Origin of the sequence: Cobetia sp. L2A1, from assembly GCF_009796845.1 — a bacterium.
GTDB lineage: Bacteria > Pseudomonadota > Gammaproteobacteria > Pseudomonadales > Halomonadaceae > Cobetia.
This window is the reverse complement of record NZ_CP047025.1, coordinates 2,995,199-3,017,176: the sequence shown is the minus strand read 5'-3', so window position 1 is coordinate 3,017,176 and position 21,978 is coordinate 2,995,199. Positions and strand designations below refer to the sequence as shown.

The following is a 21,978-nucleotide window of genomic DNA, read 5'->3' as shown; positions in this document are numbered from 1 at the left end:
TGGTTAGTTTTCGATATGAATTTGTCTAATGGGCTTCCATTTCAGAAAAATACTTCGTTGTAAAAACGTGAGCTATAAAAAACCATGATGTTATAGATGAATGAACGACATCAATAGTATGGTTAACCAAGATTTATAGAGTGGCTTTTTATTAATTCAATTTTGGTGATCGTATGATAATTTCTTATACTGAGATGTTGGGTAAATTGTGTAAGTGGACTTTTGTTACAACCTTGTTGTACTTGATTATTCTACAGTATAATGGGTTTTTACCATATATTGAGATCGATGATGCTTTGATTCCTCCTTTAGAAGGTTATCGTGACCTGATCGAATGGATTGTTTCTTTCGGTATGATGCCTCTGTTAGGTGCACTTATGGCTTTTTTTCTAAGTACTTTTTTTGAGGCTCATGATAAAATCGCAAAAGCAATTAAGTTGCGGTATCTATGGGAAAAAGATTTTATAGTCAAGCCAATGCTCGATAGAGTTGGATCGGATTTACCATTGAATCAAAAGCGGGTTAGAGAAATAATGGCCGGCTTATATTATCCTGAAGTGAAAAATATAGATCCTCATCATGTACATGTTTTCTGGCGATATGCACTACTATTTTGGGTGTTGTTTGAACATTTATGTGTAGTAATTATATCACTGCTTCCTATAATTATTTTGACTGATAAAAGTGCTTATCTAATAATGTCTTATGCAATTATTGTTTTTATATTATCCGCCGCACATTGGTACTTTGTTGTAGTAAAAAAATCCAAAGCACAGGCTCGACAAATTCCAGAAGCTATAATAATAACCTATTTGAATAAACACCAGGTGATACTATGAGATATTACATCGAAGGTAATGAGGTACGTGCAGAGAACACAGCAAAGCCTTATACCCAAAAATCTTCAGCTGTAAATGATTATTTGAAGATAATTGTAGACGATCCTTCAGTATTAGATTTTGGGTGCGGGAAGCTTAGATATTCTGACACTTTAGTGAAAATATCTTCTAGAGTGACTTTCGTAGATTCTGAGGTTCAACTAAATCGTACCCAAGCAGTCAGAGGGGAACTAACCTCTGTTAAAAAATATGTAGAAGATAATTATGATGGATGTTGTTCGATAGCCTATGAGAACTTAGCAAAGCACGACGAAAAATATAAACTGATCATATGTACAAACGTGCTTTCTGCTATTCCTTGCAAGAATACCTTGGATGATATAGTGGTTCATATGCATAGATTGTTGATGCAGAATGGGCGCGTGATTATTGTTAACCAATATAGAAGTTCTTATTTTAAAAAATATGAATCAGGAGTTAAATGGTTATATGGTTATCTTCATAGAGGGTTGAGAGGTGTGACATATTATGGGGTTGTAGATAAAATTCAGGTCGAAGCACTTCTCGGTAAATACAATTTTGTTAAAATAAGATCATGGTATGTCGGTGAAAGCTTATTTACAGAAGCAAGGGTGGCGCTTGTTTGATATTTTTGCAATTGTCTAAAGTTTGCAAATGAATAGTGTAAAGCATCACATCCCCTGATCCCGACACGCTAGCGCCATGTGATACACGATTTCATTGGCGAGGGCGTTGTCGAGGGTGCGTTCGAGGTCGATGATCCGCTGGTCGGGTTAGTAGGTGCTGAGGTCCAGCCCGACGCCGAGGCCGAGGATAGCCTGGCGGCCGGAGCGGGTTTGCTGCGCGACAACTTGATTGAGATGGCTGTCGAGGTAGTGCTCGTCATTGGCCATGTTGGTAGCGCTGTTACAGGGGCTGCCATCGGAGATGACGACCAGCAGATGGCGTGCGCCTTCGCCGGCAGAGACGTTGTCGGCGATGATGCCGCATAACCTAACCCACCCAGTCAGTGTCACATCAGCATGACGGTAGTCGGAGTGGGCTTTTGGGGTCATGAGCCATCTGAAGACAAACCATTAGTATGTCACTGGAAATCAGCATTGTTATCTTTTGGATAATGATGATTATCATATGCAGGGTATCCGCATTGTTTTGTCGTGGTCAGGGTCACTTGATAGCAAGAAGCGATCGACCCGATGTGCTGCGTCAATTGCTTCTTGGCCCACATTTCGTATGATCATCCCCCATCAGCACCTGACGTTTGTGTCGGGGTGGCGCTTGGCGAGGCAGCACTCTTTCGAGAGTGATTCACTTCGTCGAGCGCTCCGTGCTTATTCTTCTTCTGGAGTCCGATGATGTCCGAATCCTTTGTGCTGGCTTGCCCGCAGTGTCTTGCTCTCAATCGCGTGGCCACCGAGCGTCTGAATGACAACCCCACCTGCGGAAGATGCAGCGGTGCCATGTTGCCCGCTGAGCCGCTGGAGCTGACCAGCGCCAACTATGAAGCACTGGTCGTGCGCAGCGAGATGCCGATCGTGATCGACTTCTGGGCCACCTGGTGTGGGCCGTGCAAGACGATGGGGCCGATCTTCAATGGCGTCGCCGCTGAGATGGGCACCAGGATGCGCTTCGCCAAGATCGATACCGAAGCTCAACAGGCATTGGCAGGTCGTTTCGGCATCCGCAGCATCCCGACCCTGATGGTGATGAAGAAGGGCAAGGAGCTGGAGCGTCAGGCTGGCGTGATGCAGGCAGGGCAGCTCAAGCAGTGGTTGGCGCCGCACGCAGTAAAAGCATGATGCTTATCTGACCTGCCCGACTGGCGGGTCATTCGGCGTAGATCATCTTACGTGTCATGCCGCCATCGACGATGTGATTCTGGCCGGTGATGAAGCCGGCCTTGTCCGAGATCAGGAAGGCGACCAGCGCGGCGATGTCCTCGACGTGACCGACGCGGCCCACCGGATGCTGGGCATGGTCTTGCGTGCTCAGCGTCTCTGACGGTGCCGTCTTCTGCCGGCCGGAGACGTCAATCCAGCCAGGGCTGACGGCATTGACGCGAATCTCGGGCCCCAGGCTCATGGCCATGGCGTGGGTGAGGGCGACGATACCGCCCTTGCTGGCGGCGTAAGCCTCTGTGTCCGGTTCTGATTGGATGGCGCGGCTGGAGGCCATGTTGATGATGCAGCCACCGTGTTCGCGCAGGTGGCGTGCGGCATGCTTGGCGGTCAGAAAGCTGCTGGTCAGACTGGTATTCAGCACCTGATGCCAGCGCTCCAGTGTCAGCTCCTCCAGCTTGCCCTGAAAGGGGTTGGCAATCGCGGCATTATTGATCACGGCGTCCAGTCGTCCAAATACCTCAACCGTCTGCGCGATGCTGGCCGCGACGGTGGCTTCATCGCATACATCGATAGCTTGAAAGCACAGTCGTGTGCTGCTGCCTTCCTCCTCTCTCTTGCGCTGCTCGGCAAGGTATTGCTCGCCAGCCTCACGATCGATATCCACCACCATTACCCGCCAGCCATTGGCGAGCAGGTGGTCACTGATACCACGTCCAATGCCTTGCGCGCCGCCGGTGATATAGGCCACTTTTTCGGTCGTCGTCATTCAGTTACCTCGTCGATTGGCAGGGGGCGATGGCAGGGAATGCCGGGTCATTTCGCACTATATGCGGGCAGATAGTGAGGAAAGGAAGCGGCATCCCAACAGGCCACCTCTAACCTATATCTGCCATTTTCATGAGCCATTTTGATAAACCATCATCAAGAGCGGATGCGGAGAGGCGTAAGCTGCCACAATTGGCATGGATGACACCTTCGCAAAGCGGCTTATCCGCTCGGGAACTCGCCAGTCGCAAGGTTGCCTGAGGCGCGTCATTTCTCTGCTCAGGCGCGCTGAGCATCGCCTGCGGCGTCCAGCGTCACAAGGAACAATCATGAACAATCGTATGCAGCACTGGCTTTCGGCACTGGCCGTGGCAGTGATGCTGATGGCTACTGTTGGCTGCAATGAGATTGGTACACCGCGTCCCACGAGCGTGGCCACCTTGCTTGAGTATTCCGAGGCCTGGCAGGGTGAACAGGTTGCCGTGCAGGGCAGGGTACGTAGAAAAGGGGTACCGATACGTTACTGGCTTGAAGCTGGTGAGCAGCAACGCATCGAGGTGCACCCTCCTGAGCGTATTGGTGCCTACCTGGGACGTGAGGTGCAGATCAGTGGTCGCTTCGAATTCAAGGTCGGCGGTGAGCGTCTGATCAGGATTTCCAAGATCACGCCCCTCGACAGGATATCGCCAGAGGAGTGAGTGAGCACTGGCTTGCCGCTGGCGATGCGTTTCAAGACACGGCCCTTTCAAGATAGCGCCTTTTGAGGACTGAGCTATTCGAGGACTGAGTTATTCGAAAACTGAGTCCTTTGAAGATCGAGTCGCTGAAGGTTGAGCCAATGATGAAAAACGCCCCAGCGGACAATGTCCACTGGGGCGTTTTTCATGCTGCTACCAGCGCCTGAGTCATCGCTGTATCAGACCTTCTTGACGAAAATCGACTTGAGCTTCATCGGGCCAACACCATCAACCTTGCAATCGATATCGTGATCACCTTCCACCAGGCGGATGTTCTTGACCTTGGTGCCGACCTTGACGACAGAGGAGGTGCCCTTGATCTTCAAATCCTTGATCACGGTGACGGTATCGCCATCGACCAGTTCATTGCCATTGGCATCGCGGAAGACGGGCCCTGTCTCCTCGGTCGCTGCCGCTTTTGACCACTCGTGGGCACATTCAGGGCAGACATACTGCATGCCGTCATCGTAGGTGAATTCGGAATTGCAGGCCGGGCAATGGGGGAGGGCGCTCATGGCGATGTCCTTGGCGGTCCGCCGAGGCGGATGACGTAATGGAAGAAGGCACGCATCGAGCTCAAGCGGTGCGCGAACGCCGGCAAGCCTACACCGATTGCCGAGTAGCATCCATGGACTGCGGCTCTTGGTCGCAACGGTGGCCGTCAATATCGGGACATCAGCACTTTGCCATCAGCACTTTGCGATCAGTACTTTGCCATCAGGGCCTGGCCGACTTTCGAGCCATTGGCACGGCCCAGTTGACGACTGATCCAGTCGCCGGTGCGCGCAAGCTGTGCGAGATCCACGCCGCTGTCGATGCCCAACCCTTCCAGGAGATAGACCACATCTTCCGTCGCAACGTTGCCCGAAGCGCCCTTTGCGTAAGGGCAGCCGCCCAGGCCCGCCACGGAACTGTCGATGACCGCAACCCCTTCTTCCATCACGGCATACAGGTTAGTAAGCGCTTGCCCATAGGTGTCATGAAAGTGTGCGGCGAGATGCGCAACAGGCACCGCGCGGGTGACGGCTTCCAGCAGGCGCTTGGCCTTGAACGGTGTGCCGGTACCGATGGTGTCGCCCAACGACACCTCGTAGCAGCCCATGTCACGCAGCTCGCGCGCAACCGCGGCGACCTGTAAAGGCGAGATGTCGCCTTCATAGGGGCAGCCCATCACGCAGGACACGTAGCCGCGCACTCGCACGCCCGCGTCCAACGCACGTTCCATCACGGGTGCAAAGCGTGCCAGTGACTCGGCAATCGAACAGTTGATGTTGCGCTGCGAGAAGGACTCACTGGCCGCACCAAACACCGCCACTTCGCGCACGCCGCATTCCAGTGCTGCCTCAAGTCCCTTCAGATTGGGAGTGAGGGCGGAGTAAGTGATTACTGACGTTGTGTCGGTTGCTGCCACAGACTCGCTCAACGCCAGCATGATCTCACGGTGATCCGCCATCTGCGGTACCCACTTGGGGGAGACGAAGCTGGCGGCTTCGATATGGCGCAAGCCACTCTCCGAGAGCTTGCGGATCAGCGCTAACTTGGTCGCCGTATCGACGGGCATTGATTCATTCTGCAGGCCATCACGTGCGCCAACCTCGACAATACGGGCCTTATCAGGGAAGTGCATGCTTACTTACTCCTTGCTGACTGTTGCCTTGCTGCCCGCTTCATCGAGGGCAGCATCCTGATGGGCAGTGAATTCAAGCAGCACATCGCCCTGGGTGACACTGTCACCAGCGCTGAAATGGAACTGGGCTACCTGGCCATCCGCGGGCGCGCTCATGGTGTGCTCCATCTTCATGGCTTCCATCACGAGTAGTGGTGTTCCGGCGGCGACATCTACGCCCGCCTCAACCAGCTGCGCCACGACAGTGCCGTTCATCGGTGCATTCAGGGTGGCTTGTGTCTCGTGCTGAGCGTGGTCCACAGCATCGGCGCGACGCCACAGCATACGTGACTCACCTTGCGGGCTTGCCAGTACCATTACCTCACCACCCGTGGCAGGTGCGTGGCTCGCTTGCTGGCGGCGGCGATGACCATCGAGCGTGATCGCGATCGCATTGCCCGCCAAGAGGTCGAGGTGGCCTTCATGCGTTGTAGTTGCTGTCTCTCCACTGGAGTGAGTGATCACTTCAATCTGCCATTGGTGTGCCGACGTAGACGCCGCACTGGCATAGGGGCGACGTGCAATGACGTGAGCTACCTTGTCGCTGCTCTCATCGGTATCCGCATCGTGGGGTAGACACAGCGCGAGGCGTATCTGTTGGCGAGTGCCATTGCGCCAGCCATCGCGCCGCGCCCACGGGCTAGCGGGTTGCCCACTATGGCCTTCATTCGCGGCCTGTTCCGCGAGGCGCGATAGTGCCAGTAGCGCACTGGATGCCACGGTAGGGTGATCAAGCTCAGCGACAGGGAAGAGGCTCGCATGGTGACGCTCGATGAAGCGTGTATCCAACGTGGCTGATCGGAAATCGGCATGTGCCGCCAAGCGCGTCAGGAAGGCGCGATTGGTGGTGACACCCCGTACCTCGAGTGCTGCCAGTGCTCGCAGCAGGACTTCCAGCGCCTGCTCACGTGTCGGGCCGAAGGTGATCAACTTGGCCAGCATCGGGTCATAGTGCATCGAGACTTCATCGCCTTCGGCGACACCGGAATCGAGACGTACCTGGCGGGCATCAAGGCCAGCTCCGTCGAGATCCAGGCGGAAGCGTTCCAGTACGCCGGTCGCCGGCAGGAAGTCGTTGTCCGGGTCTTCTGCGTAAAGGCGCGCCTCGAAGCTATGGCCTTCGAGTCTTAGCTCATCCTGCTGGCGGGGCAGAGGTTCGCCACGGGCGATGCGCAGCTGCCATTCGACGAGGTCTTCGCCGGTGATCATCTCGGTGACGGGGTGCTCGACCTGCAAGCGGGTATTCATCTCCATGAAATAGAAGGCACCGTGCTGCTCGCTACCGGCGTGCGGTGCATCGAGCAGAAACTCGATGGTGCCGGCCCCGACATAGCCAATCTCGCGTGCTGCACGCACTGCTGCCTCGCCCATTTCACGACGTAGCGCTGAGGTCAGGCCAGGGGCAGGCGCTTCCTCCAGTACCTTTTGATGGCGGCGCTGCACGCTGCAGTCACGCTCGAAGAGATAGACGCCGCTTCCGTAAGCATCACAGAACACCTGTACCTCGACATGGCGCGGCTGGGTCAGATACTTCTCGATCAGCATGCGTTCGTCACCGAAGGCGGTACGTGATTCCCGCCGACAGCTTTCCAGCGCCGCCTGGAAGTCGGCGGTATCTTCTACCACTCGCATCCCCTTGCCACCACCGCCTGCACAGGCCTTGATCAATACCGGATAGCCCATGCCATCCGCTTCTGACTTGAGCAGCCCGTCTTCCTGGTTGTCACCGTGATAGCCCGGCACCAGCGGCACGCTAGCAGCTTGCATGCGCGCCTTGGCAGCAGACTTGTCGCCCATTGCGGCAATCGCGCCTTCGGGTGGGCCGACGAACACCAGTCCGGCCTCCGCGAGGGCGCGTACGAAGGTGGCGTTCTCGGACAGAAAGCCGTAGCCGGGGTGCACGGCATCGGCACCACTCAGGCGCGCGGCAGCGATAACCTTGTCGATATCCAGATAGCTTTCTCGTGCACTGGCTGGGCCGAGACGTATCGCTTCATCGGCTTCGCGCACATGCAGGGCATTGACATCGGCATCGGAGTAAACCGCCACGGTGCTGATACCCATGGCACGAGCCGTACGCATCACGCGGACGGCGATTTCACCACGGTTGGCAATCAGTAGCTTGCGGATCGCGCCGCAACCGGCGGGCAGGTGCTGTTCAGTATCGCGGTTGGCGTTCATGGCAAAATCCCGTGGTGAAGGTGAAAGTAGAGTCGATAGATGGAAAGGCGATGATCAAGGACACCCTCAATTCAGGTCATCACCGTATCCAGGGCGCCGGCGTGCCAGCAAAGAAGGCGGCGAGTCCCGCCTGGCCTTGCTCGCTGACACGCAGCTGGCTGATCGTCTCGCAGCAGCGCTCGCGGATGGCATCGCCATCATCGTCATGCGGTCCCCTCGCGACCTCAGCAAGCAGTGCCTTGGTCGCGCGACTGGCCTGTGGTGAGGTCGCCAACATCAGGTTCAGCATCTCCTCGATGCGCGCATCCAGAGTGTCGCCAGCACAGACCTCATGCACCAATCCGAGATGCTGCGCGGTATTGGCATCGATGACTTCAGCCGTCAGGGCGTAACGCCGCATCTGCCGCGTCCCGATTGCGCGCAGTACATAAGGGCTGATCACCGCCGGTGCCAGGCCGATACGGACTTCAGAAAGGCAGAAGCGTGCGCGCTCGGTGGCCATCACGATGTCACAGCAAGCAGCGAGTCCGACGGCACCGCCGAAGGTGGCACCCTGTACACGACAGACACTCGGGCAGGGCAGGCTGTCCAGCAGCTGCATCAGACGTGCGAGTTCTCGTGAGTCGGCGACGTTATCCTCCAGCGAATAGTCGACCATGCGCTGCATCCAGCGCAGATCGGCCCCGGCCGAGAAACTCTTGCCCTCGGAGGCCAGCACGACAACACGCACCTCATCTGATGTGGCCAGTACGTGCAATTGCTCAAGGTGGCGATTCAGCTCACCAATCAGGACGTCATCGAACGCGTTATGCACGTCAGGCCGCGTCAGCGTGAGCGTGGCTATCCCGCGTGCATCGATCTCAAGTCGGCTGAACTGGCTGGTGATACTCATCGCGAATTTATCCATTCTGTTAGCAAGAAGATTATTTATATGAAAATGTATCGCTCTTTACGTCTGTGAAATAGATTCGCAAGTTACATGCGGAAGACACCGAAGCGACTCTCCTCTATCTCGGCATTCATCGCTGCGGCCAGTGACAAGCCAAGAATGTCACGGGTCTGCAGAGGATCAATCACACCGTCATCCCACAGGCGCGCACTGGCATAGCTCGGATGGCCCTGACGCTCATATTGATCACGTATCGGTGCCTTGAAGTCTTCTTCCTGCTGCTGCGGCCAGTCACGTCCTTCGCGCTCATGCTGCTCGCGTTTGACCTGCCCCAGCACATTGGCAGCCTGCTCGCCGCCCATTACCGAGATACGGGCGTTAGGCCACATGAACAGCAGATTGGGATCATAGGCGCGCCCACACATGCCGTAGTTACCGGCACCGAAGCTACCGCCGATCAGCACCGTGAACTTGGGCACCTTGGCACAGGCCACGGCCGTCACCAGCTTGGCACCGTGCTTGGCGATGCCTTCGTGCTCGTGGCGCGAGCCGACCATGAAGCCGGTGATGTTCTGCAGGAAGACCAGCGGAATCTTGCGCTGGGCACAAAGCTCGATGAAGTGAGCCCCTTTCACGGCGCTCTCCGAGAACAGCACGCCGTTGTTGGCGATGATGCCGACTGGATGACCGTGGATGTGTGCGAAGCCGGTCACTAACGTCTCGCCGTAATAGCGCTTGAATTCGTCGAAATCGGAGTCATCCACGACGCGGGCGATGATTTCCCGTACATCAAAAGGCTTCTTGAGGTCCGTGCCGACGATGCCGTAGATCTCACGCGGATCAAGACGCGGTGGGCGCGATTCACGGAGTGCCAGCGTGCCCTTGCGTTGCCAGTTGAGGCGCGAGATAGCGCGGCGTGCCAGTTGCAGGGCGTGCGCATCGTTATCGGCCAGGTGATCAGCGACACCGCTGATCTTGCAGTGCACCTCGGCACCGCCCAATGCTTCGGCACTGATGTCTTCACCGGTGGCGGCCTTCACCAGCGGTGGGCCAGCGAGGAAGATGGTGCCTTGTTCACGCACGATGATCGATTCATCGGCCATTGCTGGTACGTAGGCACCGCCTGCGGTACATGAGCCCATCACCACGGCGATCTGCGGAATGCCTTCGGCCGACAGGGTGGCTTGGTTGTAGAAGATACGACCGAAGTGGTCGCGGTCCGGGAAGACCTCATCCTGGTGGGGCAGGTGCGCGCCGCCGGAGTCCACGAGATAGATGCATGGCAGGCGATGCTTGCGAGCGACTTCCTGTGCACGCAGGTGCTTCTTTACCGTCAGCGGGAAGTAGGTGCCACCCTTGACGGTGGCATCGTTGGCGACGATGACACATTCGATACCACTGACACGGCCAATGCCGGTGACAAGCCCTGCGCCGGGCACTGCACTGTCATAGACCTCGTACGCGGCCAGTGCTGATAGCTCCAGAAACGGTGAGCCCTCGTCGACAAGATGATCGATACGTTCGCGCACGAACAGCTTGCCGCGCGATTCGTGGCGCAAGCGGGCCTTGTCGCCACCGCCTGCCGCTACCGTTTCCAGCAGCTGATGTAGACGATCGACCTCGGCCTGCATCGCTGCGTCATTGGCACGAAACTGGTCGCTGCGTGGGTTGATCAGGGAAGTCAGAATGGCCATGCGGCAGCTCCCTCGAGCGGAGAAGGTGGACAGGAAAAGAGGAGGGTGAGAGACGTGTTCAGGGACTCACCCATCAGCGTCATGCACTCTCGTTGAACAGCTCACGACCGATCAGCATGCGACGAATCTCGCTGGTGCCTGCGCCAATTTCATAGAGCTTGGCATCACGCAGCAGACGGCCGGTGGCGTAGTCGTTGATATAGCCATTACCGCCCAGCAGCTGGATGGCATCCAATGCCATCTGAGTCGCCTTCTCGGCGCAATAGAGGATAACGCCAGCGGCATCCTTGCGAGAGGTCTGGCCGCGATCACAGGCATTGGCGACGGCATAGAGATAGGCACGGCAGGCATTCAGGGTGGTGTACATGTCGGCAATCTTGCCTTGTACCAGCTGGAATTCACCGATGGCCTGACCGAACTGGTGACGCTCGTGCAGATAGGGCACCACGATGTCCATGCAGGCCTGCATGATGCCGATAGGCCCGGCGGCCAGCACGGTGCGCTCGAAATCGAGACCGCGCATCAGCACTTTCACGCCACGGTTGACCTCGCCCAGCACGTTTTCTGCGGGTACCTGACAGTCCTGGAAGACCAGTTCACAGGTGTTGGAGCCGCGCATGCCGAGCTTGTCGAGCTTCTGAGCGGTGGAGAAGCCCGGGAAGTCATGCTCGATGATGAAGGCGGTGATGCCTTTGGAGCCGGCGTCCGGATCTGTCTTGGCATACACCACCAGGGTATGGGCATCCGGGCCATTGGTGATCCACATCTTGTTGCCGTTGAGCACGTAGTGATCGCCGCGCAGCTCGGCCTTGAGTTTCATTGAGACCACATCGGAGCCTGCGCCCGGCTCGGACATCGCCAGGGCACCGATGTGCTCACCGCTCATCAGCGTTGGCAGGTATTTGGCTTTCTGCTCCGGCGTGCCGTTGAGCTTGATCTGGTTGACGCACAGGTTGGAGTGCGCGCCGTAAGACAGCGCCACGGATGCACTGGCTCGCGAGATTTCTTCCATCGCGATGCAGTGAGCCAGATAGTCCATGCCGCTGCCGCCATCTTCATCAGGGACGGTGATGCCGAGCAGGCCCATGTCACCAAACTTCCGCCATAGATCATTCGGGAAGGCGTTGGTGGCATCAATCTCAGCCGCCCGCGGTGCAATCTCGTCACGTGCGAAGGCATTGATCTGGTCGCGCAGCAGGGTATGAGTCTCGTCGAGTCCAAAATCCAGCGGCGTATAGAGGCTGTGCATGGTCGGGATTCCCTTGAGTGAGAGACGATGGCGAGAGGACAGAGCATGAATTCACTCTAGAGCAAAGTTGACGTTAACGTAAAGGTTGTAGTTGATCGTTTTGACCAATGTCGCACGGTGTAGTGAGAAAGCCAGGCAGAGGGGCCATTTCTCGACTGACAATCCTTTCGCTGGATAATTTTTTCGCCGGATAATCGGCCGGCTGGTAATCTTGTGTTCATACTTGTACACCACGCTCCAGGCATCTTGGCCATTTCTCGCCTGCCTCTCACCCTGCAAGAAGGACCTTCCCGATGAGTGACGACAGCGTCCCGGCAGTTCGCTTCAGCGATCTGCACAAGGGCTTTTCAGGTCAACGTCTCTTTGAAGGCATTGACCTTGAATTGCCACGAGACCGTATTACCGCGCTGGTCGGTGCCAGTGGTTGCGGCAAATCGACCTTGCTACAGCTGATCAATGGTTTGATCCGGCCGGATGCGGGTACGGTGGAGGTATTCGGTGCCGCGGTGGATTACGAAAATTTGCCTGCGATGCGCCGGCGAATCGGCTATGCGGTACAGCAGATTGGCCTGTTTCCCCATCTCAGCGTGCGCGATAACATTGCCATTCTGGCCGACCGGGAGCACTGGGAAGCGTCGCGGGTCAAGGCGCGCATCGAACGCCTGTTCTCGATGATGGATCTCGACCTGGCGCTGCTGACGCGCTATCCGCATGAGATATCGGGCGGCCAGGCACAGCGTGTCGGGCTATGTCGCGCCATGATGCTGGAGCCGCCGTTGCTGCTGCTTGATGAAGCCTTCTCGGCGGTCGACCCGATCACGCGTATCGAGGTACATGCTCAGTTCCAGCGCATGCAGCTGGAAGAGCCGCGTAGCGTGGTGATGGTGACGCACGACATGAATGAGGCGCTGAGCCTGTCTGACCATATGGTCGTGATGGCACCTGGCGTGATCTTGCAGGCTGCCAGCCCCGACACCATTGCCAGCGCACCGGCGGATGAGCGCGTGGCCCGACTATTGGAGGCGCGCGCATGAAGACGCTGATATCCCATGAGGCAGCACGTCGGGCACGCCACGGGCGTCCCGCTTCATTGTTGGCGAGTGCATTGTTGGCGAGTGCATTGCTGGTCACGACCCTGTTGATGGCGAGTCTTGGGGGGCTACTGGCAAGTCCGGGCGCCATGGCCGCAGACGATGTCGCCCAATGGCCGGCTGACAAGCCGATCGTGGTGGGTTCCAAGGCAGACCGTGAAGGGCAACTGCTTGGCGAGATCTTCTCTCAGGTATTGGAGGAAGCAGGCTTCACGGTTCAGCGCCGTATGGGGCTGGGACAGACCATCATCACCTATCAGGGGTTGGCGGAAGGTGAGCTGGATGTCTATCCCGAGTACACCGGCACGCTCGCTCACGCGATTCTCAAGCTGGACAGCGTACCGTCGCTTGAAAAGCTCGATGAGCTGAGCCGTGAACGCGGTCTCAAGGTGCTCAAGCCGCTGGGCTTCAACAACACCTATGCCGTCAGCATGCGTCGTGAGCAGGCCGAATCACTGGGAATCAAGACCATCGGAGATCTCGCGGCGCATCCGGAATTGTCATTGGCGATGTCGCATGAATTCATCCAGCGATCGGATGGCTGGCCGGGATTGGCTGCCGCCTATGATCTGGCGCAGGTGCCACGTGGCATCGAGCACGGCATCGCCTATCAGGCGCTGCGCGAGAGCAAGATCGATGGCACCGATGCCTACTCGACTGAAGGTGACATCAAGCGCTTTGACTTCGTGCTGCTTGACGATGACAAGCACTATTTCCCCGAGTATCTGGCGGTGCCTTTCGTGAATGCCGCGCTCCCGGACAAGGCGGTGGCCGCGCTCAATCAATTGGCGGACAGTCTGGATGAAGATTCCATGCAGGCGCTGAACGCTGAAGTCTCAAGTGATGACAAGAGCTTTGCGCTAGTAGCCAGTCAGTTCATTCAGCGCGAAGGCATCACGAGTGAACAGCGTGTCGTCAGCGGTGCCAAGTGGGACAAGCTGGGCACCAATCTGATCGAGCATCTGCAGCTCACGATCTCGGCGCTGCTGTTGGCATGTCTGGTCGGCTTGCCGCTATCCCTGATGGTCTATCGCAACCCCAAGGTGTCACGCGTCGTTCTCTATGTGACGGGGCTGCTGCAGACGATACCTTCCATCGCGCTACTGGCACTGATGATTCCGTTGTTCGGGATTGGTGTCGTGCCGGCGGTAATCGCACTGTTTGTCTACTCGCTATTGCCGATCATCCGCTCTGCCATCACGGCGCTACTGACGGTTGACCCACTGCTGGTCAAGGTGGCGCGTGGCATGGGGCTGACCCGACGTGAGCAGCTGCGTTACGTCATTTTGCCCCTGGCGACGCCGAACCTGCTGACCGGTATCAAGACAGCCGCCATCATCAATATCGGTACCGCGACGCTGGCTGCCTTCATTGGTGCGGGTGGCTTGGGTGAGCCGATCGTTACTGGTCTGTCACTCAATGACTATGATCTGGTGCTGTACGGCGCGATTCCGGCAGCCTTGCTGGCGATCTGCGCCGAGCTGTTGTTTGAGCTGTTCGAGCGGATGGTGATACCGGCTCACATGCGGGGGCTGAAGGCTCGTTAATTATTAAAATCTAATATGTAAAGTCATATGACAATCAGTCCTGACTACTTTACAAGGTGTGCGGAAGTCAGGTAGCTCACGGGATCAGAAGTTTATCGTTGACCGTCGCTGCGTGTAAGATGTACTCCATAGTGAGAAACGGCTGCCAGAACACCGGCAGCTCTATTGACTCATCAAAGGAGATAACCATGCGTATCAAGACTTTGCTCCCGATCGCCTTGATTGCAGCAACGCTGGCGCTGAGCGGCTGCGTCCTGCTTGATCGTGGTCACGGCGGTGGTCATCATGGCGGAGGGCACGGCGGCGGTCATGGTGGTGGTCATGGCGGTGGTGGCGGTCATGGCGGTGGTGGTGGCCATGGTGGTGGTCGCTAGTGCGGCATGATCGATAAAATCGTCAGTACCGCTCACCTGTTCGTCTCTTGTATTGACCCCGGAAGGAGCTATACGTTTTTCAGTACTGAAAGCCATGTGGCTCCTGAAAACCGTCTTTTCGCTGTCGCGAGAAGGCGGTTTTTTCACGTCTGGCCGATGGTCTCGAATCTCTCGCAAAACGCATGCAGCACCACGGTGACAGCAGGGCCAGCCTGCTCAGTAAGACCAGGGGTGATGTCTTCATCAATACTGGTACCGTGCTGCTTGCAGGCTTGCGTATGCGTGGGAATTGAAAGCCTGATAACAATAAAACGCTAATATTTATAATAGTGAGACAACACTGTCGCAACTTCTGTACAGGGTGTGCAGGAATCAAGGAAAGCCGCTAGCGGAGGTTTATCGTTGGCGGCAGACTGGAGTAGAGTGTTGGCAAGAGTGAAGACTCGCTGACCCATGTCTGCCAGTCTTCTCGTTCCATGAATCATGAAAGGAAAACCTCATGCGTATCAAGAATCTGTTTCCGATTGCCCTGATTGCTGCCACCTTGGCACTGAGCGGTTGCGGCCTGTTTGATCGCGGTCACGGCGGCGGCGGCGGCGGCGGCGGTGGCGGCGGTCAGCAGCACGGCATGATCGACACTGGCTCACAGGCATCCCACCTGTCCTGAGCTTGAAGGAAGCCACCTGTCTTTCGTCTTTGAAAGGCGTGGCCTCTTGAAAAACCGCACTTCACGCTATCGCGTGAGGGGCGGTTTTTTTATGGCTGCTCGTTGGTCATTGTCGGCATGTCGCAAGTCCTTGCATCAACGAAGAGGGCGTTACAGTGCATGCAGTGCCACGATGGCCGGTGGGCTGCCATCGAGTGGCCACTCGACGCGCGCCTCAATGGCATAGACTTCGCGCAGCCGCTCCATCGTCAGTACCTCTCGAGGACTGCCGCTGGCGGCAAGCCGACCCGCATGAAGTAGCCAGACATGAGTCGCATGTCGCGCTGCCAGACTTAAATCGTGCAATGCCACGATCACTACCCGCTGGTGCTCACGCGCCTCGCGGCTCAACCAGTCGAGTACTGACAACTGAAAGTGGAGGTCTAGCGCGCTGGTCGGTTCATCCAGCATCAGAAGTGTCGGTTCACGCACTAGTGCTTGAGCAATGGCCACGCGTTGTCGTTGTCCGCCAGACAGCTGGCCCAGTCGCTGTGACGCCAATGGTGCCAGAGCCAGAGCCTCGACCAGATGTTCGCAGTGGGCGAGATTGGCAGCGTCATTGTCATGACCTGCCAGACGTCGTGCCAGTAACAGTGATTCAAAGACCTCAAGCATCGCGCCTGTCTCACTCAGCTGAGGGAGATAACCGATGCGCGCTGCGCGCTGCTGAGCTGATACATCCTTCAATGCCTCACCGTTGAGCCACACCTCGCCTGTGGCCGGCAATAGGCCGGCGATGGCTTGCAGTAGTGTCGATTTACCTGCGCCATTCGGGCCAAGCAGTGCGGTCAGCTCGCCAGGTCTTGCTCGTAGTTCGGGCAGATTATCCAGTATCCGGGTGCGCCCACGAGAGACACTCACGTCGCGAATCTCGAGGCCCGCAGTCTGTGTGCACAGGGGAGTCATTGCTGCTGAAACGCTCATCCGTCGAGCCCTCTGCGCTTGAGGATCAGGCTGACAAAGAACGGCAGGCCGATCAGGGCGGTAATCATGCCCAGCGGCAGCAATACCCCTGGTACCAGCGACTTGCTCAACGTTGAGGTCAGTGACAGCAGCAGTGCCCCCAGCAGAGCTGACAGTGGCAGAAAGCGTTGCTGCTGCTCACCGACCAGCAAGCGTGCGATATGCGGCGCGACCAGGCCGATGAAACCGACGCTACCGACGAATGAAACGGCAGTTGCGGTAAGCAGTGCGGTGCATAGCAGGCCGGTGAGGCGTAGGCGGCGCACGTCAACTCCCAGCGCGCGAGCCTGCGCTTCGCCGAGACTCAGTGCGGTCAATTCGCTGCGACGGCGATGAAAGATGACGCCGCAGACAAGGATTACCACCGACAGCATGGCAAGGCGTGGCCAACTGCTGCGCTCCAGACTGCCCATCGACCAGAATATCAACTGCTGCAGCGCCTCCGGCGATGCTACGAACTGCAGCACACCAAGCATCGCATTGAAGAAGAACATCAGCGCGATGCCCAGCAGTACCAGCGTCTGTACGCCGATACCAGGTAAGCGCTGGGCGCTCCACAGTATCAGCGAGGCACCGAGCGCAAAGATGAATGCATTCAGTGTCACGCCGAGTCCGGCATCATTGAGAAAGGTCAGTGGTGCGAAGCCATAGGGAATGAGATCGACATGCAGAATCAGTCCCAGCCCCGCACCGACACTGGCCGCCGCTGACACGCCCAGCGTGAAGGGGTCCGCCAGTGGGTTGTGCAAGAGCGTCTGCATCTGGGCGCCGGCCATCGCCAGTGCCGCACCGACCGCGACGGCCATCAACGCGATAGGCAGGCGTAACTGCCACAGGATGGCATGCGCGAGCGGATCAGTGGCGTGTGGTTGCCATAGCGCCGGTAGCAGGCGTGCAAGCGTCAACTGGCCACTGCCCTGGCTGATATCCAGCAGGCAGGCCAGCACGACCAGCACACCAATGACCCACAGCCATCTGGCGCCTTGGCGCTGACGGTGGCGCCAGGCAGTGGCCGGCGAGATGGCGATGCTCGTCATCTCGGCAGAGACACGAGACGCAGGTGAGGCAACTGGGCGGGAATCGGGCACGGTGTCGTCCGGCGAGGTGAGAGGGCTATGGGCTGTCGACAAGCCTAACGACTTGGCTCGGTCAGGTGAAGATACAAAAAAGCCTCCCGGGTGGGAGGCTTTGAAAAGTACTGCAGGGTGTCAGCCGAGTTCCGCGATAACAGGTCTAGCTACCGTTCATGGCTTGCGGCAGATAAAGCACGATCTCCGGGAAGATATGCATCAACACGATGGAGAAGATCATCAGCAGGAAGAATGGCAGCGTTGCCTTGGTGATGGTGATGATGTCCTTGCCGGTGAGGCTCTGGATCACGAACAGGTTGAAGCCGACCGGTGGGGTGATCTGCGACATCTCGACCACGATGATCAGGTAGATACCGAACCAGATCAGGTCAAATCCTGCCGCTTCGACTACCGGCATGATGATGGAGGTCACCAGCAGGATCAGCGAGATGCCGTCGAGGAAGCAGCCCAGAATCAGCAGGAAGATCGTCAGTACCACCAGCAGCATGGTCGGCGACAGCCCCAATGAAGCAATGCCTTCTGCCAGCTGCATGGGAATCTGGGTGAAGCTCATCGCGGACGACAGGAACGACGCACCGGCAATGATGAAGGCAATCATGCATGAGGTACGCAGTGCAGCGAACATCGACGTCTTGAAGGTACTGAGGCTCATGTGGCCATTGAGGCGCGCGATGATCAGTGACAGCACGACGCCGACGGCTGCCGCTTCGGTCGGTGAGGCCAGGCCGCCGTAGATGCTGCCGAGGATGCCACCGATCAGTGCCAGCAGCGGGATCAGCTGAGCACTGTTACGTAGCTTGGCCATGAAGCTCATGTGCGGCTCATCAAAACCGGCGCGGCCTTGCGGCTCGCCGACGACCTTGGACCAGACCATCAGATAGCCCATGAACAGTGCCAGCAGCAGCAGGCCCGGCAATACGCCAGCAATGAACAGACGCGAGATGGACTGCTCGGTGACCACGCCGTAGACGATCATCATGATCGACGGCGGAATCAGCAGGCCTAGGGTTGAGGCACTGGCGAGGGTGCCGATGGCCAGGTTGCTGTCGTAGCCACGACGCTCAAGCTCTGGCAGCGTCATCTTGCCGACCGTGGCACAGGTGGCGGCAGAGGAGCCACACACGGCAGCGAACAGACCGCTGCCGATGATGTTGGAGTGCAGCAGGCGGCCCGGCAGGCGGTTGAGCCACGGTGCCAGGGCACGGAACATGTTGTCGGCCAATCCCGAGCGGAACAGGATCTCGCCCATCCACACGAACATGGGTAATGCGGTGAGGTCCCAGCCGTAGCTGGCACCCCAGAAGTCGGAGGCCAGGATCGGGCCAGTATCGAAGGTCGAGAAGAAAGTCAGCACGATCCAGCCGGTACCGATCAACGAGAAGGCAACCCAGACGCCGCCCCCGAGTAGCAGGGCGAGGGTCAGCAGGGTGACGAGGATAAGTGTCAGCATGTCATTCGGCTCCGTCTTCGGGCTCAGGCGCCACGTAGCGTGAGGGCGCAGTGAAGGCGGTGCGCAGGGTGGCGACCAGTGTCTCGAGAATCGCCAGGCACAACAGGCCAGTGCCGATGACCAGCACGCTCTGTGGAATCCACAGCGGCAGGGCCAGCAATCCGGAGGAGATGTCGTGGTATTCGAGGCTTTCGCCGACCAGTAACACCAGCTCGCGGGTGATCAATACGCTCAGTGCCAGTGCAATCAGCAGCGCCAGGCTCTCGATCCATACGCGGCCAGCAGCGGGCAGGCGATTGATGACGAGTGTCACGCGGATGTGAGCATGATGCGTGAAGGTGTAGGCGAGGCTCAGGAAGGTCGCGCCAACCAGCAGGAAGGCAGCCATTTCCGAAACGCCGGAAATTTCAAAGCCGAGACGCTCGGTGCCGAACATTACCAGCACGGCGTCTATCAGGCGCAGGAAGACTTGCAGGCTGACGACCGCGCAGATCAACAGCATGCAGGCCGCCGCTCCCCACGCACCAAGGCGATAGAGTTTGTCGAAGAAGTAGGTCATGACGGGCACTCACAGGGAAGGTGAGGGTGGCCACGCGATACAGGGGAGCCATGGGCATGTATCGCGTGGCGAAGGTCTTGCTTGAGTCTGTCAGCGGGACGAACGCATGGCAGTCAGGTGTTGGCGATCATGCGTCCAGGTCAGCGCGGTAGCGCTCAAGTAGCTGCTGGCCTTCTTCACCGGCACGCGACTTCCAGTCCTCGAATAGCTTTTCACCGGCGGCCTTCAGCTCCTTCGACAATTGCTCGTTGGGCTCAGTGATGGAGAAGCCCTTTTCGGTCAGCAGCTTGGCGCTTTCGGCAGCGTCATCCATGCTGGCTTCCCAGCCACGTGCTTCAGCTGCCTTGGCGGCATCAAGTACGGCCTGTTGGCTGCTTTCGTCGAGACGGTCGAAGGCACGCTTGTTGACGAAGACGATGTTCTTCGGCAGCCACAGCTTGGCATCGCTGTAGTGCTTGACGTAATCCCATGCCGACATGGACTTGCCGGTAGAGCTTGAAGTGATCATGCCGTCGACGCGGCCGGTGCTGAAGGCGGTGGGGATATCGGCTTCTTCGGTCTCGGTGGGCTTGCCACCGACGTTCTCGACAAAGCGCTGGGTATTGATGTTGGGTGCGCGAATGCGCAGCCCCTTGAGCTGGGACACATCAGTCAGATCGAAGTCGGTATAGATGCCCTGCGCTGGCCAGGCGACGGCGTACAGCGGCATCAGGCCTTCCTTGGCAAATAGCCGGGTGATGTCAGGCTTGGAGGCTTCCCACAGGGCAATGGCTTCCGGATAGCTGGAGGCGACGCCGGGCAGGGTATCCAGCTCATAGATCGGCGATTCGTTGGACAGAATCGACAGGAAGATCTCGCCGGCCTGGACGGTGCCGCGACGTACGGAGGGCTTGATCTCGCCGTGGGAGATCAATGAACCACCGCTGTGGACGGTGATAGTCAGCTCGCCATCAGTGGCCTTGGTCACATCTTCTGCGAACTGCTTGGTATTTTTGGTGTGGAAGCTGGCATCGCCATAGGGAGTGGCGAGGTTCCACTGGGCAGCCAGAGTGGTGCCACTGAACGCCAGTGCACCCGCGGCGGCCAGCAAAACGAAAGAGTTGGGCTTACGCATGTCTCGTTCCTCATTATTATTGAAAGTTCTCGGCAGACAATTTCATTCTTCAAGCGACAGCCGCTTCAGTCCAATCGTTAATTCTGATGCACAGTATCGCCAAAATCTTTCATTGTGGTAGGTAATGAAAGACTTTGGTGATATCTATAGACCTTAGTCGAGTAAACGGTATGGCGCCCATGTGATGGGTCAGCGACGTTGAGGAGATCATGCGCCGGCGCTCGGTGCTGTTGGCACTACCGAATGTTGCTCGGAGTAGGTTTCAGCGCACTGCCGTCCCAGGCGAGCGACACTGGCACAGAAATCGGGGTAGTTGGCATTGCGCCAGATGGCCTCGTAGACCATCGGTGGCAGCGGCGTGTCGAGCGGCAGACGCACTAGCTCACCGTGACCGATGACATCCTCGACGGTGGCCACCGGTAGCACTCCTATCCCCAGTCCTTCACTGCTCATACGCAGAATCGTCATCAGCGTACTGGTGCAGTGCACCTTGGGTTGCTTGATGCCGAGCTCCGATAGATAGCTGACCAGCTCGCTGTAGGGGCGCGCCTGCTTGCTGAAGGAAATGAAGGGTGTATTGGCAAAACGACTGGCACCTTCTGCCAGTTGCTGAGCTAGCACAGGGGAGGCGAACATGCCCATCTCGAAGGTGCACAGCGGTGCTTGAGTGGCATAGGGCCCCATGGCAGCACTGTCCATCGCAAACAGCATGTCGAGATCGTTCTCGGCCAGCCGCTGATGCAGGAAGGGTGAGATATCGACGGTCATTTCCAGCGTCAACTTGGGATAGCGTTCTGCCAGTTGGCGCATGAAGGCAGGAAACCAGCTGTTGGCGATCGTCTCGATCACGCCCAGGCGCAGTGTGCCTGAGAAAGCCCCTTCTTCCTGAAACAATCGCATGGCTTCTTCACGTCCGCTTAGTAGACGTTCTGCATGGGCAAAGAATTCACGGCCGCGCAATGTAGGCTGAATAGGGCGAGTGGAGCGCTCCAGCAGTGATTCGCCGACGGTCGCTTCCAGACGATTGATGCGGTCCGAGATGGAGGGCTGGGTCAGGTGCAGTTTGGTCGCACCCTTGCGGAACGAGCCGAGCCGCACGACCCAGACAAAGGCCTCGAGTTCCTTGAAGTCGAACATGGCAGGTGCCCCGTGATGAATCGTGATGACTGTCCATCTTGCCGCATGCAAGGCGGGGCGTCAG

General features: G+C 57.5%; 22 protein-coding genes. 8 read left to right on the top strand and 14 right to left on the bottom strand.

From position 1 onward, the window contains the following. Positions 1–173: 173 nt before the first annotated feature. Positions 174–839: a hypothetical protein gene (locus tag GQR90_RS12860; RefSeq protein ID WP_158774460.1), complete on the top strand. Its 666-nt coding sequence runs from the start codon at positions 174–176 to the stop codon at positions 837–839. Beyond that, a complete protein-coding gene (locus GQR90_RS12855; RefSeq protein ID WP_158774459.1) occupies positions 836–1,486 on the top strand; it encodes a class I SAM-dependent methyltransferase in 651 nt (216 codons plus the stop codon). Before GQR90_RS12860 ends, GQR90_RS12855 begins: the two co-directional genes overlap by 4 nt. A 147-nt stretch (positions 1,487–1,633) precedes the next feature. Here the strand turns inward: GQR90_RS12855 and GQR90_RS12850 are convergent, their stop codons facing one another. Further along, positions 1,634–1,915 carry a cobaltochelatase CobT-related protein gene (locus GQR90_RS12850; protein ID WP_158774458.1) on the bottom strand — a complete coding sequence of 94 codons (282 nt, stop codon included), beginning with the start codon at positions 1,913–1,915 and terminating at the stop codon, positions 1,634–1,636. Between the two features lie 300 nt (positions 1,916–2,215). On the opposite strand from GQR90_RS12850, the gene trxC reads away from it, so the two are divergent. Further along, the gene (trxC, locus tag GQR90_RS12845) at positions 2,216–2,659 is read left to right on the top strand and encodes a thioredoxin TrxC (RefSeq protein WP_158774457.1); all 444 of its coding nucleotides are present in this window, start codon (positions 2,216–2,218) and stop codon (positions 2,657–2,659) included. 28 nt (positions 2,660–2,687) lie between these two features. On the opposite strand, the gene GQR90_RS12840 is transcribed toward trxC, so the two are convergent. Continuing rightward, positions 2,688–3,467, bottom strand: a complete 780-nt coding sequence (locus GQR90_RS12840) for an SDR family oxidoreductase (protein WP_158774456.1) — start codon at positions 3,465–3,467, stop codon at positions 2,688–2,690. A 328-nt stretch (positions 3,468–3,795) separates the two neighbouring features. Here GQR90_RS12840 and GQR90_RS12835 point away from each other — a divergent pair, with 328 nt between their 5' ends. Further along, positions 3,796–4,164: a hypothetical protein gene (locus GQR90_RS12835; protein ID WP_158774455.1), complete on the top strand. Its 369-nt coding sequence runs from the start codon at positions 3,796–3,798 to the stop codon at positions 4,162–4,164. A gap of 218 nt (positions 4,165–4,382) precedes the next feature. Here GQR90_RS12835 and GQR90_RS12830 read toward each other — a convergent pair whose 3' ends face one another. The 6 genes from GQR90_RS12830 to GQR90_RS12805 form a co-directional block, all read right to left on the bottom strand. Next, positions 4,383–4,718, bottom strand: a complete 336-nt coding sequence (locus GQR90_RS12830; protein ID WP_158774454.1) for a zinc ribbon domain-containing protein YjdM — start codon at positions 4,716–4,718, stop codon at positions 4,383–4,385. 188 nt (positions 4,719–4,906) lie between these two features. Continuing rightward, entirely contained in the window at positions 4,907–5,830 is a 924-nt protein-coding gene (locus tag GQR90_RS12825; RefSeq protein WP_158774453.1) for a hydroxymethylglutaryl-CoA lyase, read from the bottom strand. A 6-nt stretch (positions 5,831–5,836) separates the two neighbouring features. Continuing rightward, complete coding sequence (locus GQR90_RS12820; protein WP_158774452.1) at positions 5,837–8,050, bottom strand: acetyl-CoA carboxylase biotin carboxylase subunit; 2,214 nt, start codon at positions 8,048–8,050, stop codon at positions 5,837–5,839. 79 nt (positions 8,051–8,129) lie between these two features. Beyond that, entirely contained in the window at positions 8,130–8,942 is an 813-nt protein-coding gene (locus GQR90_RS12815) for an enoyl-CoA hydratase-related protein (protein WP_158774451.1), read from the bottom strand. A gap of 83 nt (positions 8,943–9,025) precedes the next feature. Then, positions 9,026–10,633, bottom strand: a complete 1,608-nt coding sequence (locus tag GQR90_RS12810; RefSeq protein ID WP_158774450.1) for a carboxyl transferase domain-containing protein — start codon at positions 10,631–10,633, stop codon at positions 9,026–9,028. Between the two features lie 79 nt (positions 10,634–10,712). Beyond that, complete coding sequence (locus tag GQR90_RS12805; protein WP_158774449.1) at positions 10,713–11,882, bottom strand: isovaleryl-CoA dehydrogenase; 1,170 nt, start codon at positions 11,880–11,882, stop codon at positions 10,713–10,715. A gap of 293 nt (positions 11,883–12,175) precedes the next feature. Here GQR90_RS12805 and GQR90_RS12800 point away from each other — a divergent pair, with 293 nt between their 5' ends. The 4 genes from GQR90_RS12800 to GQR90_RS17540 all read left to right on the top strand — a co-directional run bounded on the left by GQR90_RS12800 (position 12,176) and on the right by GQR90_RS17540 (position 15,561). Next, on the top strand, positions 12,176–12,916 hold the full coding sequence (locus GQR90_RS12800) for an ATP-binding cassette domain-containing protein (protein WP_158774448.1): 741 nt from the start codon (positions 12,176–12,178) through the stop codon (positions 12,914–12,916). Further along, a complete protein-coding gene (locus GQR90_RS12795) occupies positions 12,913–14,520 on the top strand; it encodes a glycine betaine ABC transporter substrate-binding protein (protein WP_158774447.1) in 1,608 nt (535 codons plus the stop codon). Before GQR90_RS12800 ends, GQR90_RS12795 begins: the two co-directional genes overlap by 4 nt. Before the next feature lie 188 nt (positions 14,521–14,708). Next, a complete protein-coding gene (locus GQR90_RS12790) occupies positions 14,709–14,894 on the top strand; it encodes a hypothetical protein (protein WP_158774446.1) in 186 nt (61 codons plus the stop codon). Between the two features lie 499 nt (positions 14,895–15,393). Next, complete coding sequence (locus tag GQR90_RS17540; protein WP_199269427.1) at positions 15,394–15,561, top strand: hypothetical protein; 168 nt, start codon at positions 15,394–15,396, stop codon at positions 15,559–15,561. 150 nt (positions 15,562–15,711) lie between these two features. Here the strand turns inward: GQR90_RS17540 and GQR90_RS12785 are convergent, their stop codons facing one another. From GQR90_RS12785 to GQR90_RS12760, 6 genes are all read right to left on the bottom strand, one after another. Beyond that, positions 15,712–16,506: an ABC transporter ATP-binding protein gene (locus GQR90_RS12785; protein ID WP_158774445.1), complete on the bottom strand. Its 795-nt coding sequence runs from the start codon at positions 16,504–16,506 to the stop codon at positions 15,712–15,714. A 14-nt stretch (positions 16,507–16,520) separates the two neighbouring features. Continuing rightward, positions 16,521–17,651, bottom strand: a complete 1,131-nt coding sequence (locus GQR90_RS12780) for a FecCD family ABC transporter permease (RefSeq protein ID WP_233266290.1) — start codon at positions 17,649–17,651, stop codon at positions 16,521–16,523. Positions 17,652–17,796: 145 nt separating this feature from the next. Further along, complete coding sequence (locus tag GQR90_RS12775; RefSeq protein ID WP_158774444.1) at positions 17,797–19,104, bottom strand: TRAP transporter large permease; 1,308 nt, start codon at positions 19,102–19,104, stop codon at positions 17,797–17,799. A gap of 1 nt (position 19,105) precedes the next feature. After that, on the bottom strand, positions 19,106–19,663 hold the full coding sequence (locus tag GQR90_RS12770) for a TRAP transporter small permease (protein WP_158774443.1): 558 nt from the start codon (positions 19,661–19,663) through the stop codon (positions 19,106–19,108). A gap of 127 nt (positions 19,664–19,790) precedes the next feature. Continuing rightward, entirely contained in the window at positions 19,791–20,777 is a 987-nt protein-coding gene (locus tag GQR90_RS12765) for a TRAP transporter substrate-binding protein (RefSeq protein ID WP_158774442.1), read from the bottom strand. A gap of 207 nt (positions 20,778–20,984) precedes the next feature. After that, positions 20,985–21,914 carry a LysR family transcriptional regulator gene (locus tag GQR90_RS12760; RefSeq protein WP_158774441.1) on the bottom strand — a complete coding sequence of 310 codons (930 nt, stop codon included), beginning with the start codon at positions 21,912–21,914 and terminating at the stop codon, positions 20,985–20,987. Positions 21,915–21,978 lie beyond the last annotated feature (64 nt).